Source organism: Kitasatospora sp. NBC_01539 (assembly GCF_045040525.1).
Taxonomy (GTDB): Bacteria; Actinomycetota; Actinomycetes; order Streptomycetales; family Streptomycetaceae; genus Kitasatospora.
On the sequence record NZ_CP109390.1, the window covers coordinates 2,269,829 to 2,285,096 of the forward strand.

Below are 15,268 nucleotides of genomic sequence, written 5' to 3' on the forward strand. Positions count from 1 at the left end.
ACCTCAGGCGGAGCGCGGGTGCGGCAGCTCCTGCCCGTCCGGGCGCGAGTGCCGGCCCGTGCCGGGGGCGGGGTGGAGTTCGGCCTGTGGCGCGTAGCGGGCCGCCGGGGCCCGCAGCACCCAGCAGCGGCCCGCGGGGGCGATGAGCTGCATGCGGTGCAGCAGGTCGAGCGCGTCGCGGCGCAGCGCGGTGCGGTCGGCGAGGTAGTCGGCGTCCGGGGCGGCGGGCAGGCCGTACTCGTCGGTGATGTCGCCGAGGGCGCCGTCTATGAGCGCGTCCGGGACGAGGACGGCCGGCGGGGCCGCGTCCTCGGGCATCGGACGGAGTTCCTCGACGAGCCGTTCCGCGAGGAGCAGGGCGGTGTCGGCGAGCGGGCCGCCGCCGGGGGCGAGGTCGGTGAGCTCGTGCGCCGGGTCGAGCAGGGCGACGCCCTCGGTGCGGATCTCCGCCTCCAGTCCGAGGAAGTCGGCGAACAGCTCGGCCTCGGCGGGCAGCCGGCCCAGCAGCCAGGTGCGTTCCGCGGCGGCGAGTTCGTCGAGGAGCACGACCGGGTTCTCGGCGAGCAGCCGCCGTACGGCCACCTCGGGGCCGGTGCCGGCGGCGGCGCGGCGGGCCCCGGGGACGAGTGCCCGGGCCAGCTCGCGGTCGAGGGCGGCGGGGCCGGTGGCGACCTGCCAGTCCGCCAGGAGGGCCCGCACCTCGGGCCGTCCGAGGTCGGGGGTGCGGCCGTCGGCTATCGCGTCGAGGGCGAGCACGAGGGCTGCGTACCCGGCCGGGCGGAAGCCGGGGCGGGTGCGGCCGGGCAGCGGCGCCTTGTGCAGCCGGGCGTGCGACGGGTCGAGGGTGAGCGGGTAGCCGAGCAGGTCGGCGAAGCGTTCGGCGAGCCAGTCGGCGTGCCGGAGGATCAGCGGGAAGCCCTCGCCGTGCGGGCCGTCCGCGGTGACGAGCGGGTGGGCGAGCAGCAGCCGCGCGGCGGTGCGGCGCTCGCCGGCCGCGGCGCCCTGCCCGGCCGCGCGGGTGCGCTCCGGCCTGCGGTGGCGGCCCGGCCCTGCCGGTGCGGGCACCCGGGCGGCGGCCTCCTGGCGGGCCCGGCGCAGTCCGCGCGGGCGGCCCGCGGCGGGGGTGCGGTGCACGCTGGGGCCGTGCCACCAGCTGGTGGCGGCGGGGCCGTGCGGTTCGGCGGGCCGGCCGCCGAGGTGCCGGGCCGGGTAGAGGCCGAAGACGGCGGTGAACAGCCCGTGCGCGGTGTGGTCGTCGGCGTCGGCGAAGCGCCGTGCGAGCAGTTCGGCCTGCGAGGACGCGTCGGTGCACGCGTGGGCCGTGAGCTGCCCCGCCCCGCCCAAGCGCTCGACCACCGTGCCACCGGTCGCCTCCCCGGCCCCGGTCGCGTACTCGTGCTGCTCCATCTCGCGCACCAGCCTAGACGGTGCACCGGCCCGGAGGGGACGCGTCCGGGCGGCCCGCGGGCCACCACGCGTTACGCGCGGGTAACCGGGCTCTTCCACCGGGGGCGCGCGTCGCCTATCGTCCTCGCATGCCGAACCTGCCCGACGTCGTGCGGTGGTCCATACCCGCCTTCGTGCTGCTCACCGTCGTCGAGATGGTGTCGTACCGCTTCCACCCCGACGACGAGGAGGAGGGGTACGCGGCGAAGGACACCGCGACCAGCCTCACCATGGGCCTCGGCAGCCTGGTGTTCGACGCGCTGTGGAAGATCCCGATCCTGGCGGTCTACTCGGCGCTGTACGCGCTGACGCCGCTGCGGGTGCCGGTGCTGTGGTGGACGGTGCCGCTCGTGCTCCTCGCCCAGGACTTCTGCTACTACTGGTCGCACCGCGGCCACCACGTGGTGCGGATCCTCTGGGCCTGCCACGTGGTGCACCACTCCAGCCGCCGCTACAACCTCTCCACGGCGCTGCGCCAGCCCTGGACCGGCGCCACCTCCTGGGTGTTCTACCTGCCGGTGATCGCACTCGGCGTGCACCCGGCGGCGCTGGCGTTCTGCTCCTCGGTCAACCTGGTCTACCAGTTCTGGATCCACACCGAGCGGATCGACCGGCTGCCCCGCCCGGTCGAGTTCGTCCTCAACACGCCGTCGCACCACCGGGTGCACCACGCCTCGCAGGGCGGCTACCTGGACCGCAACTTCGGCGGCATCCTCATCGTCTTCGACCGGCTGTTCGGCTCGTTCACGCCGGAGACGACCCGGCCGGTCTACGGTCTGACGAAGAACCTGCAGAGCCACAACCCGCTGCGGGTCGCCACCCACGAGTACGCCTCGATCGCCCGGGACGTCGCCCGGGCCGGCAGCTGGGGCGACCGGCTCCGCCACCTGACCAGGGGCCCGGGCTGGGAGCCCGCCCGCACCGAGAGCCCGGAGGGCACCCCCGCATGACCGCCACCGGACGACTCCGGGCCGCCCGCGGCCTGCTCACCGCCTTCGCGGCGACCTCTGCGGCGCACCTCGGGGCGATCGCCGCCGGCGCCACCGCGCTGCAGCACGCCACCAAGCCGGCGCTGATGCCGCTGCTCGCCGCCTGGACCCTGGCCGCCGCGCCGCGGGCGCCCGGGCTGCTGGTGCCGGCGCTGCTGGCGAGCACCGCCGGCGACGTGCTGCTGCAGGTGGGCGGGGACACCGCGTTCCTCGCGGGCATGGGGGCCTTCGCGGCGGCGCACGTCTGCTACGTGACGATGTTCGCGAAGCTCGGCGCGTTCGACGACCGGCGGCGCGGCCTGCTGGTGGCCGCCGGCTACGCGACCGCCTGGGCGGTGCTGATCACGCAGCTGTGGCCGGGCCTCGGCGGGCTGCGGGTGCCGGTCGCGGCGTACAGCCTGCTGCTGGCGTCGACGGCGGTGTCGTCGGCCGGTCTCGGGCTGTGGACGGGCGTCGGAGGCGGGCTGTTCCTGCTCTCCGACACGCTGATCGCGACCCGGCTCGCCGACTGGACGCCCCTGCCGGGCCACGACCTGTGGGTGATGGCGACGTACTGCGCGGCGCAGTACCTGCTGGCGCGGGGCGCGGTGCGGGCCGGCCGCCCGGCGGCGGACACCGCGGGTCGGCCCGCCGGGACGCGGCTCGGCGCCCCGGCCTGACGGGCGGGGCGCCGAGCGGGGCACTGCATCAGGACTGCGGACTGCGGCGGCGCAGCAGCCAGAACCCGGCGATGCCGGCGGCGACGAGGGCGCCGCCGGTGGCCAGCTCGCGCGGGCCCGCGCCGGTGACGGAGCCGCCGAGGCCGGTCTCCACGCTGCCGTGCGGCGCGGGGGCGGTCGAGGCGTGCGAGCCGGGCTGCGGCTTCATGGCGACGGTGCCGGTGAACGGCTCGCCGCCGGGGCACTTGCCGTCGATGCCCCAGGACGCGGGCGTGGTGGTCTCCGTCTCGGAGACGGTGAGCTCGGTGGCCGAGAGCAGGGCGACGGTGCCGCTGTAGGTGCCGTCGGGGCCCGCCGTCAGGGTCAGGGTGCCGCCGGTGAACGCCTTCGACGCGGCCGTGAGGGTCTTCGTCGTGGTGCTCGGGCAGACCACGTTCACCGTGACCTTCTCGCCGGGTGCCGCCTGCGCCGGGGTGACCTTGGCCGGTTCGGGCGCCTTGGCGGGCGCCGCCTGCGCGGCCGGGGCCGCAAGGACGAGCAGGGCGGTCGTGCCGAGCGCGGCGGCGGCGGTACGCGGGATGCGCATGCCGGACCTCCAGGTTCTCGGGTGCGGCCGGGGGCGGGGTCGCCCCGTGGTCGGTCGGCTGCACCCAGTCATGCCCGACGCTAGGCAGCGGCCCCGCGCCCGGCCACCGCACCGCGCCCGTTCGGGGACCGTTCGGGCCCGGACGGTCACGCTCCGCAGCGGGGCGGGCGGCCGCCGGGCCGGTGTGCGGCCGGGGTCAGAGGTCGAGGTCGACGACGACCGGGGCGTGGTCGGAGGTGCCCTTGCCCTTGCGCGCCTCGCGGTCGACGTAGCTGTCGGTGACGGCGTCGGCGAAGGCCTTGTTGCCGTACGTCAGGTCGATCCGCATGCCGCGGTTCTTCGGGAAGGCGAGCTGCCGGTAGTCCCAGTACGTGTAGGGGTGGTCGTACTTGAGCGGGCGGGGCACGACGTCCTGCAGGCCGGCGCCCTGCAGGGCGGTGAGGGCGGCGCGCTCGGGTGCGGTGACGTGGGTGAGCCCGTCGAAGGCGGCGATGTCGAAGACGTCCTCGTCGGCGGGGGCGATGTTGAAGTCGCCGAGCACGGCGAAGGGGCGCGGGCCGGCCGCGTCCTCCAGGACTGTGCTGCGCAGCGTCTCCAGCCACTCCAGCTTGTAGCGGTAGTGCGCGTGGCCGACCTCCCGGCCGTTGGGCACGTACACCGACCAGACGCGGACGGGGCCGCAGGTCGCGCCGATCGCGCGGGGCTCGACGTCGGGCAGCAGGGCGTCGTCGGCCTGGAAGCCGGGCTGCCCGGGCAGACCGCGGACGACGTCGTCGAGGCCGATCCTCGACAGCACCGCGACGCCGTTCCAGCGGCCGGTGCCGTGCGCCGCGGTCTCGTAGCCGAGCGCCCCGACCTCCTCGTACGGGAAGTTGTCGGCCGCGCACTTGAGCTCCTGGAGGCAGAGCACGTCGGGGGCGGCGCTCTCCAGCCATTCGAGGAGTTTGGGGAGCCGGGCGGTGACGGAGTTGATGTTCCAGGTGGCGATGCGGACGGTCACGGCGGGCGGCCTTCCCGGGTGGAGCGGACACGGCGTACGGACGGTACGGACGGGGCGGGCACCCGGCGGGCACCCACCCCGAACATACCGCCCGGCACCGACAGTGCCGGTCCGTCAGCCGGCGGGCCGCACCACGGCCGCGGAGCCGCCGCCGCGGCGGACCGGCTCGGCCGCGGCCCGCCAGCGCCCGTCCGGCAGGCGCTCCACGCCGGTGGCGGCGCCGATCTCGGCCGAGGACGCGAGCACCTGGCCGAGCGCCTCCAGTCCGGCCCGCTCGGGCAGGGCGAGGAAGCCGGCCTCGGCCGCGGTCGTGGCGGCGTTGCGCTGGCTGGCGCGGGGCGCGGCGATGGCCTGCTCCAGCGTCAGGCCGCGGTCGATCCGGCCGAGCAGCACCTGGAGCACGGTGGTGATGATCGTGGCGCCGCCGGGCGAGCCCGCGGCGAGGAACGGCCGGCCGTCGCGCAGCACGACGGTCGGCGACATCGAGGAGCGCGGCCGCTTGCCGGGCCCGGGCAGGTTGGGGTCGGGCACCCCGGGCACGACCGGGGTGAAGGAGAAGTCGGTGAGCTCGTTGTTGAGCAGGAAGCCGCGGCCCGGCACGGTCATGCCGCTGCCGCCGGTCTGCTCGATGGTCAGGGTGTAGGAGACGACGTCGCCCCAGCGGTCGGCGACGGTCAGGTGGGTGGTGCTGGGGCCCTCGTACGACTCGGTGACGGCCGGGCCGCTGCTGCCGCAGGCCGTGGGCCGGCGCGGGTCGCCGGGGGCGAGCGGGCTGGTCAGGGCGCGGGCCGGGTCGAGCAGGCAGGCCCGGGCGGCGGTGTAGGCGGGCGAGAGGAGCTCCCGGGTGGGCACGTCGACCGCGGCCGGGTCGCCGACCCAGCGGTTGCGGTCGGCGAAGGCGATCCGGGAGGCCTCCAGGAAGCGGTGGTAGTACTGCGTCGCGTCGAGGCCCGCCAGGTCGGAGTGGGAGAGGATGCCGAGCGCCTCGCCGACGGTGGTGCCGCCGCTGGAGGACGGCGCGATGCCGTAGACGTCGTTGCCGCGGTAGGTGACGTGCGTGGGGTCCTGGCGCCGCACCCGGTAGGCGGCGAGGTCGGCGGCGTCGACCCGGCCGGGTCGGGCGGTGCGCCCGGAGGCGGGGTCGACGGGCGGGTGCTGCAGGGTGCTGACGACGTCGGCGCCGATCGGGCCGCGGTAGAGGGCGGCGGTGCCGTGCCGGCCGAGCTCGCGGTAGGTCGCGGCGAGGTCGGGGTTGCGCAGCCGGGAGCCGACCGCCGGGGGCTGCCCGCCGGGCAGGAAGAGCCGCCGGGTCTCGGGGAAGTCCTGGAAGCGCGCCTGGTTGGCGGCGGTCTGGTCACGGAAGGTCTGGTCGACGGTGAAGCCGTGCTCGGCGATCCGTTCGGCCGGGCGCAGCACCTCGCCGAGCGGGCGGGTGCCCCACAGGTCGAGGGCCTTCTCCCAGGTGGCGGCGGTGCCGGGCACGCCGACGGAGAGACCGCTCGTGACGGCGTCGGCGAAGGGCAGGGGCGTGCCGTCGGCGTCGAGGAAGAGCGAGGTGTCGGCGGTGCGGGAGGCGGTCTCCCGGCCGTCGAGGGTGGAGACGCGGCCGGTGCGGGCGTCGTAGACGACGAAGTAGCCGCCGCCGCCGATGCCGGAGGAGTACGGCTCGGTGACGCCGAGGGCGGCGGCGGTGGCGACCGCGGCGTCGACGGCGTTGCCGCCGCGGCGCAGCACCTCGATGCCGGCGGCGGTGGCGTCGGCGTCGACGCTGGCGACGGCGCCGCCGTAGCCGACGGCCTCCGGGGTCTTCGGGGGTGCGGCGGCCTGGGCGGGTGCGACCGTGCCGCAGATCAGGCCGGTGGCGAGGGCGATCGGCGGGACGATTCGGGCCAGAGCTCTCATGCGGAAGCCTCCTGAGGCAGCGTCAGCTACCCGTTCTGTCACAGATGCGGTGTGCAGGACAACAGCGCCTCCGGCCACTACCCGCCGGTAGCTCCGCTATCGCTCCGCAATCGACCGACCGGCTACTGACGCCGCGTCTCACAAGCTACCGTCCGGTACACCCACCCCGCGGACCCGACCCTTGGAGTGCCCCATGCCCGCACGCGCCCGCCGGAGCGCCGCCGCGCTCGCCCTGGCCACCGCCCTGCTCACCACCGCCCCGGTCGCCCTGGCCCAGCTCGCCACGAGCGCCTCCGCCCAGGCCGCCGGCCCCTCGCTGCGCTTCACCGACATCCCCGGCGACGGCGGCGTCGTCCTCAAGGGCAACGTCTACGAACCCGGCGACGGCGCCACCGGGCACCCGCTGCTCGTGCTGCCCGCCGGCTGGAGCCTCAACGACCTCGAATACCTCGCGCAGGCCCACAGCTTCGCCCAGCAGGGCTACGTCGTCGTCTCGTACACCCCGCGCGGCTTCTGGGGATCCGGCGGCGAGATCGAGGTCGCCGGCCCGGAGGACGTCGCCGACCTCTCCCGCGTCGTCGACTGGGCCCTCGCCCGCACCACCGCCGACCCGCGGCGCATCGGCGCCGCGGGCGTCTCGTACGGCGTCGGCATCAGCCTGCTCGGCTCCGCCCTCGACCCGCGCATCCGCACCGTGGCCGCGCTCAGCGGCTGGGCCGACCTCGCCGGCTCCCTCTTCAGCGACGAGACCCAGAACCTCCAGTCGGCCGCGCTGCTCGGCGTCGCGGGCTACCTGACGGGCCATCCCGGCGACGAGCTGGAGACCACCCTGCGACGCTTCTTCGGCAGCGACTACGCGAACGAGCCCGCCATCCGCGCCTGGGCCGCCCGGCGCTCCGCCGCCACCTACGTCGACCGCATCAACACCAACGGCACCGCCGTGATGCTCGCCAACGCCTGGGGCGACTCGATCTTCCCGCCGAACCAGCTCACCGCCTTCTACGAGAGCCTCACCGGCCCCAAGCGCCTGGAGCTGCGCCCCGGCGACCACGCCACCGCCGAGGCCACCGGCCTGGTCGGCCTGCCGAACGACGTCTGGACGGACGCCCGCGCCTGGCTCGACCACCACCTCAAGGGCGTCGACAACGGCATCGACCGCCGCCTCCCCGTGCACATCAGGCCGCAGCTCCAGGACGGCTACGAGGACTACCCCGACTGGCAGGCCGGCACCGGCTCCACCCGCACCCTCGGCCTCGGCGGCCGCAACCCGCTCGGCACCGGCTCACTGACCTCCGCCGCCCCGACCGGCTGGACCACCCCGATCGCCACCGGCCCCGACTCCGGCGCCGACGGCGGGGTGATCTTCCTGAGCAACCTCGCCGAGCAGTTCCTCAGGGTGCCGCCGACCGTCTCGGTGCCGCTGCTGCCGCGCCGTCGCCGCGGTGTGGCAGTCCGGCGTGTACGGCAGCACCCAGCGGGTGCGCGGCAGCGTCCGCCTCCACCTGGGTGTGACGCCCTCCGCGGAACGCGGCAGTCTGATCGCCCACCTGTACGACGTCGACGCGCTCGGCATCGGCCGGATGGTCGCCCGCGCGCCGTACGCCTTCCTCGGCCGCACGCCCGGCGCCCGCTTCACGGCGGACGTCCGGATGCAGGCCACGGCGTACGACGTACCGGCCGGGCACCGGCTCGCCCTGGTCGTCGACAGCGCCGACCCGCTCTACATCACCCACAATCCGGCCTGGTCGACCCTCACCTTCGGCTCCGCCGCGGGCGACCCGTCCTGGATCTCCGTGCCGCTGAGGTGACGCCGGTGCTGTCGCCGCCTTCCGCGACAGCCCGGCCTCCCGGTCCCAGGGGACGGTGCGACGGGGCACCGGGGACTGCGCTACCGGCGGGACGTGATCTCCTTGCTCCCCGCCACGAGGGGGTCATCGCCCACGCGCGGCGAGTTGAGGAAATTCCTCACCCGCGGCCCGGAACTACGATCGGGAAGCCAGATCTTGTTCTTTCCCTGCCTGGTCTCGAATGCCAGCCCCTCGCGCTGAAGCAGCTTCAACGCCGGAGCCACGAGCGCCGCGTCCGTCCCGCTCATCCCTCTGGTGAGAGCGCTGTCCTTCCGGCCGCTCCCCCTCTGCATGTAGAGCTTCCGAAGAAGGATCATGACCACGCGGGTGCCGATCGGGAGTATCTCCGAATCCATGATCTCGGCGTTCCGGTCGGCGGCGTCCGGGAAATCAGCGAACTCACAGTCCTGGAATCTGCCGGGTGGCAGATCCGCCTCCCCGAGTCGACCGAAGATCGACATGAAGTCCGACCTGTAGAAGTGCGGAAGGCGGTGCTCGTCAGGCTCCCCGGAGACGAGGATCTCGGCGAACAGACAATGGCTGAAGTCCACGCCGCTGAGATCCGAGCTCCCCTCGCTCAGGTCCAGGCTGGGAATAACGGCACTCGACACCAGGGTGGTGAATCCGTTCACCGTCGGCAGATCGAAATCCAGTGTCATCGCCACGCGAACGATGTCTGCGGCAAGTTCGTGACACTCGGCCTTGGCGGCCCGGTCCAGGGCCGTTCTGACCTGCCCGGGGGAAATCCCGTACGCGGTCAGCTGATGAGCCGCGACCTCGATGCCCAGCGGCTCCATCGAGGATGTCCACTTGCGCGGCTCGAACCCGGCATGGCTCCCGTGCGGGTCGATGACGAACCGGGTGACCTGGGCCGCCTGTGCTGCGCTTGCAAGGTCTACGTCGACGAACTGACGGGTCCCCTTCTCCGAGTCGTCCTCCTCGCCGCCGAGGCCGGGGAGCCGCTGCAGGAGGGTCAGTTCTTTGTCGCTGGGGGCCTGACGCCGCACGACTGTGAAGGCGTCGACGATGTCCCGCATCGTCACGGGCCCGACGCCCTGTGGTGTCTGCCGGGCGAACCCTGCGAGCTGTTCGATCACCGAACGCACCGCGACGCCGTCGACACCCTGCCGGATGAAGGACTCCCGCTCGCTGATCTTGTCCAGCAGCCACTCCCAGCCGGAGGCGGGCGCCAGTCCCTCGCTCCCGGAGAACGTCTGGAGCACGCCTTCGGCTGCCAGGTGGCCCAGGAGAAGGGGCCTGACGGGGAGCCACTCGGGCAGTGCTCCGTTGCCGGCCTCCTCGAACTGCGCGAGGAACCTCTTCGCCTGCTGATCCGTGAAGTCGTTCAGGGAAGCGATGTTGTGCTGTCCGCCGTCGAAGAGCGCCGTACCCATTTCGGCCAGTGAGTCGAAGTAGAAACGGCGACCGGCGACGATCATTCCGGTTTCCGATGGCGTCTCCCGGCAGAACTCCTTGATCAGCACGGTGGCAGCCCTACGATTCTCACGGATCGCTTCGGGTGATCCGCTCCACCCGGGCGCCGCCAGTTCGTCGAAGCCGTCCAGAAGGATGTAGGTGTATCCACTTCGCCAGGCGTTCACCAGCTTATGCGGGCTCGCGAACCCCAGATGGATCGCATGCCGAGTCAAGGCCTCCGCCGGATCCTCCTGGCCGTAGTGACGCCGCAGCGACAGGGTGATCGGAAATCGGTGCGACTCGCTCCTCAGGTAGAGCGAGGCAAGATGGGTGTGCACCTCCCGCAGGGTCATACTCTTGCCTGCGCCGTAGTCTCCGAGGAGGGCCACCCGCTGCCCCACCTCGACGGCGGACGCGAGATCGGCGATCGACACGGAGGCGGACTCCCGGCCGCTCCGCGACCGCTTGGCGTCCGGCCGCAAGCCGACCTGGGACGCCCCGGGAGTCATGCCTATACCGAGCGGAACGTACTTGATCAGATCGGTCGGGCTATTGGTCTTCGGGTTGGCCGCACTGCCCCAGCTCGCTCGAGTGCGAAGGCTGAGGTACTCCCTCGCATCGACGATCTTCGAGCGGAACTGGTCGTACGAAAGGATCTGGATGCTCCGGTCGTACTGCGAGTGGAGCACCTTCCGCTGGTCCGCCGTCGGCGGGTGGAACGTAATGAACCACGACTTCGCGAAGTCACCGCGCGCGCGGGCCCTCTTCAGGTGATCGCGCAGCTTCGGCCCCACGTTGTGCGCCTTGTCGACCCTCCGGTCCATCGTCGCCTCGACGAGGTGGGACACCTCCTCCGTGTCGAAGATGCCGTCGACCTCGCGGTTGTCGATCATTTCCGGCCCGCCGTGTTCGGCAGCAGGCCAGAGAGCACGGGCAACTCGTCGGACTTCTTCTTCGAACTCGTCCGGGGTCAGCGCAGCCATGGGCGTCGCAGGGTCCTTCCTCAGGGACGTCACACGAGGCACCCGCACGAGGCCCCGACAGGCCGCGTCAGAACACGGCGGGCCCCCACCGTAGCGGAGGGGAGGCCGGCCGGGATCCCTTTGGAAGCTGCGGACATGACGTTCAGTCAGATCTATCCGGACCGCTCCACCCGGCGGCGCTTGATCGTGCGGAACCGCCGGGCGACCTGGCGGGCCAGGTCGGCGGCGCCGACCAGGCCCGCCTCGTTGCCGAGCGCGGCGTGCACGATGCCCGCCTCCGGGCGGAAGCCGCGGCCGGTGAGGGTGCGCCGGAAGGCCTCCCGGGCCGGGACGATCAGCAGGTCGCCGGCCTCGGAGACGCCGCCGCCGACGACGAACCGGCCCGGGTCGAGGGCGGCGGCGAGGTTCGCGATGCCGACGCCCAGCCAGGTGCCCATCTCGTAGAGCAGTTCGACGGCGGTCGCGTCGCCCTCGCGGGCGGCCTCGGTGACGAGCGGGCCGGTGATGCCCTCCGGGGTGCCGCCGGCCCGTGCCAGCAGCTGCTGGACGACCGGCGACTCCTCCGCGACGAGCTCCCGCGCCTCCCGGACGAGCGCGTTGCCGGAGGAGTACTGCTCCCAGCAGCCGCGGTTGCCGCACGGGCAGCGGTGCCCGCCCGGCACCACCTGCATGTGGCCGAACTCGCCCGCCAGGCCGTACTTCCCGCGGTCGACGTGGCCGTCGCGCACGACGGCGCCGCCGATGCCGGTGCCCAGCGTGATCATCACCATGTGGTCCTCGCCGCGGCCCGCGCCGAACCGCCACTCCGCCCAGGCCGCCGCGTTGGCGTCGTTCTCCACGACGACGGGGAAGCGCAGCCGCTCGCTGAGCGCCTCCTGCAGCGGCTCGTCGCGCCAGTTGAGGTGGGGGGCGAAGAGCACCCGGGAGCGGTCGGCGTCCACCCAGCCCGCCGCGCCGACCCCGACCGCGTGCACGTCGTGCCTGTCGGCGAGCCGGAGCACGAGGTCGACGATGACGTCCTCGACGACCTTGGGACTCTTGCTGCGGTGCGGGGTCTCGGTGCGGACGCGGTCCAGCACCCGGCCCTCGCCGTCGACGACGCCCGCCACCACCTTGGTGCCGCCGATGTCGACGCCGATCGTGGGCAGCCGCAGCACGCCGGCCGGCAGGGTGCGCCGGCGGCGGTCGGCGCTGCGCGGCCCGAGGCCGAGCAGGGTGGGCAGGACGGCCGGCCGCTGGTTGCTGTGGGGGCTGGTCACGGCGGTGGGGGCTCCTTCGGGTCGGGTCCGGCGGGGGCGGGGGCACCGGCCGTTCCGGGGGCGGCCGGCGGGGCGGCTCCCGCCATCCTGCCCCCTCGGTGCCCGCCGGCACCGCCCTCCCCCGGTGCCGACCGGCCCGGGGCCCGGCCCTCCTCATCCGGATGACCGTACGGACTGCCCCGTTCGGGGGATTCGCTCGCCCGGGCCGCGGACCGGACTGGGCCGCGCGGGGGATTCTCATGGAAACGTGATGTTCCTCTCAGGTTTCGCTCAGGATCGGGCGGAACCGAGGCGCGGACTCCACCTGTCGATCACATCGGAACGCGTACCGGGCCGGGCCCGGGCGGCCTGCGACCCCGGATACGAGAACCTGAATGCAACTGACCGGAACACCCTTCCTCATCGTCACGATCGTGCTCGTGCCGGTCTCCGTCGCGGCCGCCCTGCTGCTGTGGGGCCGGGTGCGCGGCCCGCGCACGGTACGACTGCTGGGCAGACTCGTCATGCTGATGCTCTGCCAGGCGACGGCCGTGACCCTGGTCTTCGTCCTGGTCAACAACGCCAACCTGATCTACGGCACCTGGGGCGACCTGCTCGGCACCGGCGGCCACGTACGCGCCGTGCCCACCGTCCCCGCGGGCGGCCCCGGGCACGACGCGGCCGAGCCGAAGGTGCTGCAGCAGTTCCGCCGGGTCGACGACCCGATGGTGCCCGACGACGTCCGGCGCACCGACCTCAGGGGCCGCACCTCCGGCGTCGACGGCGAGGTGCTCGTCTGGACGCCCCCGCAGTACGACGACCCGGCCTACCGCGACCGGAACTTCCCCGTCGTCGAGCTCGTGCCCGGCTTCCCCGGCTCCTCCAGCACCTGGTACGGCACGCTCAAGGTCACCCGGCAGCTGGAGCCGCTGATGCGGGAGGGCAGGGTCGCGCCGTTCATCCTGGTGTCGCCGCGCACCCTGCTGCTCGGCCGGTCGACCGACACCGGCTGCGCCGACGTGCCCGGCAAGGTCAACGCCGACACCTGGCTCTCCCGGGACGTCCCGCAGATGGTGCTCGACAACTTCCGCGCCGACCCCTCCCCCGCGCGCTGGGCGGTGGCCGGCTACTCCGCGGGCGGCCACTGCGCCGCCCTGCTCGCCCTGGCGCACCCCGACCGCTACCGCGCCGGCATCAGCCTCTCCGGCTACAACGACCCCGCCGCCGAACCCGACTCGCTGACCGCCAGGGACCCGCACCTGCGCGAGACCGCCGACCCGCTGCACGTCCTGCGGAACGCGGCAAAGCCTCCGCGCACCGCGCTCTTCGTCAGCGGCAACAGGGGCGACGGCTACGAGAGCGGCATGGCCCTCCGTCAGGCGGCGAAGCCGCCCACCACGGTGACCGTCGTGGAGACGGCCGGCCCGCACGCCGTCGACGTGTGGAAGCCCCTGCTGCCGCAGGCCTTCATCTGGCTCACCGGCGTCATCCCCGCGGAGCACTGAGCGCCGACGCGCCGGCGGCCCGCCGCGACCCCCCCCGGGGGGGGGTCGCGGCGGGCCGCCGGTGCGTCAGGCCAGCTCCAGGGCAAGGTAGAAGTCGACCCGGTCCTCCAGCCGCGAGAGGTCACGGCCCGTCAGCTCCTCGATCCGGCCGATGCGGTAGCGCAGGGTGTTCACGTGCACGTGCAGCTGGGCCGCGCAGCGCGTCCACGAGCCGTCGGACCGCAGGAACGCCTCCAGCGTGCGCACCAGGTCGGCCTGGTGCTCCAGGTCGTACGCGATGACCTTGTCGAGCAGGCGGCTGCGGAAGGCCCGGCGGACCTCGTCGGGCACCGCCGCGAGCAGCAGCACGTGCGAGGCCAGCTCCTCCGGCCCGGCCACGCACACCCGGCCGACCCGGGCGGCGGCGATCCGGCGGGCGTGCCGGGCCTCCTCCAGGGCGCCGCGCAGGCCGCCCGCCTCGGTCGCGGGGGCCGAGACGCCGACGGTGATCCGGCCCTCCGGGCCCAGCCCCGCCTCCAGCGGGGCCAGCAGTTCGCGGATCGCGTCGGCGGGCACCCCGCCCTCCGGCGCCGGCAGCACCACGACCGCGCCGCTCCCGGCGCCGGCCACCAGCGCGCGGTCGGTGGCCTCGGTGAGGGCCTCCTCCAGCACTCCGCGCACGGCGCCGTCCGGCAGGCCGGTGCCCTCCGCCGAGACGATCAGCCAGGCGTCGGACTCCTCCGGCCGCCCGCCCTCGTAGCGCAGGGCCATGGTGGCGGAGGCGAGCAGCGCGCGGGAGATCTCGGCCGGGTCGGCGTCCCGCTGGAGCAGGCCGAGCACCTCGTCGGCGATCCGGCGGCGCAGCCGGCGGCCCTCGTCGCGGCGGGTGCGCTCGGCGCCCACCAGCCGGGCCAGGTTGTCGGCGAGCTGCTGGCGTTTGGGCGTCCACTCGGTGACGTCCCCCGCGACGGCGAGCATCCAGTCGGCGAGCAGCCGCTCGGGCTGCGGGACCTCGCCGGACGGCTCGGCGGGCGCGGGCAGCAGCGAGTACGCGCCGGCGGCGAGGCGGGCCCGGTGGGGGGGGCGGTGGCGGCGGCGCTGCGCGGCGAGGTGGGCGCGCACCAGCTGGTCGCGGTCCTCGGCGGAGAGCCGGTCGGCGGGCCCGGCGATGACCCGGCCGGTGGGGGTGAGCACCCAGCAGTCGAGGTCGAGGTCGCCGCCGAGGAGGTCGAGCACCGCGTCGAGGCCGCCGCCGCCCGCCGCGGAGACGAGCTGCCGGTGGCGGTCGACGAGGGCGGCGAGGTCGGCGGCGCGGTCCGCGGAGACCTGGCGTCCGATGAACTCGGTGACCGTGCCGAAGGCGATGTCGTCGGGCACCGCGAGGAGCGGCATCCGGTGCCGGCGGCACGCCTCGACCAGGTCGTCCGGCACCGGCCCGACCTCGGCCTCGCCCGCCGCCAGGGCCACCGCGCCGCCCGCGGCGAGGGTGCGCACGAACCGCTCGGAGTCCTCCGGCACGGTGCGCCAGAGCATGCCGGTGAGCACGAGTTCGCCGCCGTGCAGGTACCGGCCCGGGTCCTGGAGGTCGGTGGTCATCACACCGCCGACCTGCCGGTCGAGCTCGTCCTCCGCGGCGAGCAGCCGCAGCCGCGGGGCGCCGGGGGCGAGCAGGTCGCGGACACGCATCCGCAGACTCCTTCGTGCAGGGGGCGGGGGTC

At 74.4% G+C, this 15,268-nt stretch carries 10 protein-coding genes and 1 pseudogene; 4 read left to right on the top strand and 7 right to left on the bottom strand.

Translation table 11 applies throughout. From position 1 onward, the window contains the following. Positions 1-3 precede the first annotated feature (3 nt). Positions 4-1,407, bottom strand: coding sequence for a DUF2398 family protein (locus tag OG335_RS09730; RefSeq protein ID WP_405010649.1), 1,404 nt, complete (start codon positions 1,405-1,407; stop codon positions 4-6). Positions 1,408-1,535: 128 nt separating this feature from the next. Here OG335_RS09730 and OG335_RS09735 point away from each other — a divergent pair, with 128 nt between their 5' ends. Both OG335_RS09735 and OG335_RS09740 read left to right on the top strand, forming a co-directional pair. Then, positions 1,536-2,396: a sterol desaturase family protein gene (locus OG335_RS09735; protein WP_405010650.1), complete on the top strand. Its 861-nt coding sequence runs from the start codon at positions 1,536-1,538 to the stop codon at positions 2,394-2,396. Beyond that, the gene (locus OG335_RS09740; protein WP_405010651.1) at positions 2,393-3,094 is read left to right on the top strand and encodes a lysoplasmalogenase; all 702 of its coding nucleotides are present in this window, start codon (positions 2,393-2,395) and stop codon (positions 3,092-3,094) included. The genes OG335_RS09735 and OG335_RS09740 overlap by 4 nt, the downstream gene beginning before the upstream one ends. A 28-nt stretch (positions 3,095-3,122) precedes the next feature. Here OG335_RS09740 and OG335_RS09745 read toward each other — a convergent pair whose 3' ends face one another. The 3 genes from OG335_RS09745 to ggt form a co-directional block, all read right to left on the bottom strand. Next, entirely contained in the window at positions 3,123-3,680 is a 558-nt protein-coding gene (locus OG335_RS09745) for a hypothetical protein (RefSeq protein ID WP_405010652.1), read from the bottom strand. A gap of 196 nt (positions 3,681-3,876) precedes the next feature. Further along, a complete protein-coding gene (locus OG335_RS09750) occupies positions 3,877-4,680 on the bottom strand; it encodes an exodeoxyribonuclease III (RefSeq protein WP_405010653.1) in 804 nt (267 codons plus the stop codon). 114 nt (positions 4,681-4,794) lie between these two features. Next, positions 4,795-6,582: a gamma-glutamyltransferase gene (gene ggt / locus OG335_RS09755; RefSeq protein ID WP_405010654.1), complete on the bottom strand. Its 1,788-nt coding sequence runs from the start codon at positions 6,580-6,582 to the stop codon at positions 4,795-4,797. Positions 6,583-6,775: 193 nt separating this feature from the next. Between ggt and OG335_RS09760 the strand changes: the two are divergent. After that, a pseudogene (locus OG335_RS09760) lies at positions 6,776-8,390 on the top strand (CocE/NonD family hydrolase). An 80-nt stretch (positions 8,391-8,470) separates the two neighbouring features. On the opposite strand, the gene OG335_RS09765 reads toward OG335_RS09760, so the two are convergent. Both OG335_RS09765 and OG335_RS09770 read right to left on the bottom strand, forming a co-directional pair. Next, positions 8,471-10,828, bottom strand: coding sequence for an NACHT domain-containing protein (locus OG335_RS09765; RefSeq protein ID WP_405010655.1), 2,358 nt, complete (start codon positions 10,826-10,828; stop codon positions 8,471-8,473). A 152-nt stretch (positions 10,829-10,980) separates the two neighbouring features. Next, complete coding sequence (locus OG335_RS09770; RefSeq protein ID WP_405010656.1) at positions 10,981-12,087, bottom strand: ROK family glucokinase; 1,107 nt, start codon at positions 12,085-12,087, stop codon at positions 10,981-10,983. A gap of 374 nt (positions 12,088-12,461) precedes the next feature. Here OG335_RS09770 and OG335_RS09775 point away from each other — a divergent pair, with 374 nt between their 5' ends. Then, positions 12,462-13,571 carry an alpha/beta hydrolase gene (locus tag OG335_RS09775; RefSeq protein WP_405010657.1) on the top strand — a complete coding sequence of 370 codons (1,110 nt, stop codon included), beginning with the start codon at positions 12,462-12,464 and terminating at the stop codon, positions 13,569-13,571. A 66-nt stretch (positions 13,572-13,637) separates the two neighbouring features. Here OG335_RS09775 and OG335_RS09780 read toward each other — a convergent pair whose 3' ends face one another. Further along, positions 13,638-15,236 (bottom strand): PucR family transcriptional regulator, encoded by a 1,599-nt coding sequence (locus OG335_RS09780; RefSeq protein ID WP_405010658.1) that lies wholly within the window; start codon positions 15,234-15,236, stop codon positions 13,638-13,640. Positions 15,237-15,268 lie beyond the last annotated feature (32 nt).

Excerpts from the sequence above, each read along its gene's own strand:
- OG335_RS09730 (WP_405010649.1), bottom strand. The coding sequence starts at position 1,407 with ATGGAGCAGCACGAGTACGCGACCGGGGCCGGGGAGGCGACCGGTGGC.
- OG335_RS09735 (WP_405010650.1), top strand. The coding sequence starts at position 1,536 with ATGCCGAACCTGCCCGACGTCGTGCGGTGGTCCATACCCGCCTTCGTG.
- OG335_RS09740 (WP_405010651.1), top strand. The coding sequence starts at position 2,393 with ATGACCGCCACCGGACGACTCCGGGCCGCCCGCGGCCTGCTCACCGCC.
- OG335_RS09745 (WP_405010652.1), bottom strand. The coding sequence starts at position 3,680 with ATGCGCATCCCGCGTACCGCCGCCGCCGCGCTCGGCACGACCGCCCTG.
- ggt (WP_405010654.1), bottom strand. The coding sequence starts at position 6,582 with ATGAGAGCTCTGGCCCGAATCGTCCCGCCGATCGCCCTCGCCACCGGC.
- OG335_RS09765 (WP_405010655.1), bottom strand. The coding sequence starts at position 10,828 with ATGGCTGCGCTGACCCCGGACGAGTTCGAAGAAGAAGTCCGACGAGTT.
- OG335_RS09775 (WP_405010657.1), top strand. The coding sequence starts at position 12,462 with ATGCAACTGACCGGAACACCCTTCCTCATCGTCACGATCGTGCTCGTG.
- OG335_RS09780 (WP_405010658.1), bottom strand. The coding sequence starts at position 15,236 with ATGCGTGTCCGCGACCTGCTCGCCCCCGGCGCCCCGCGGCTGCGGCTG.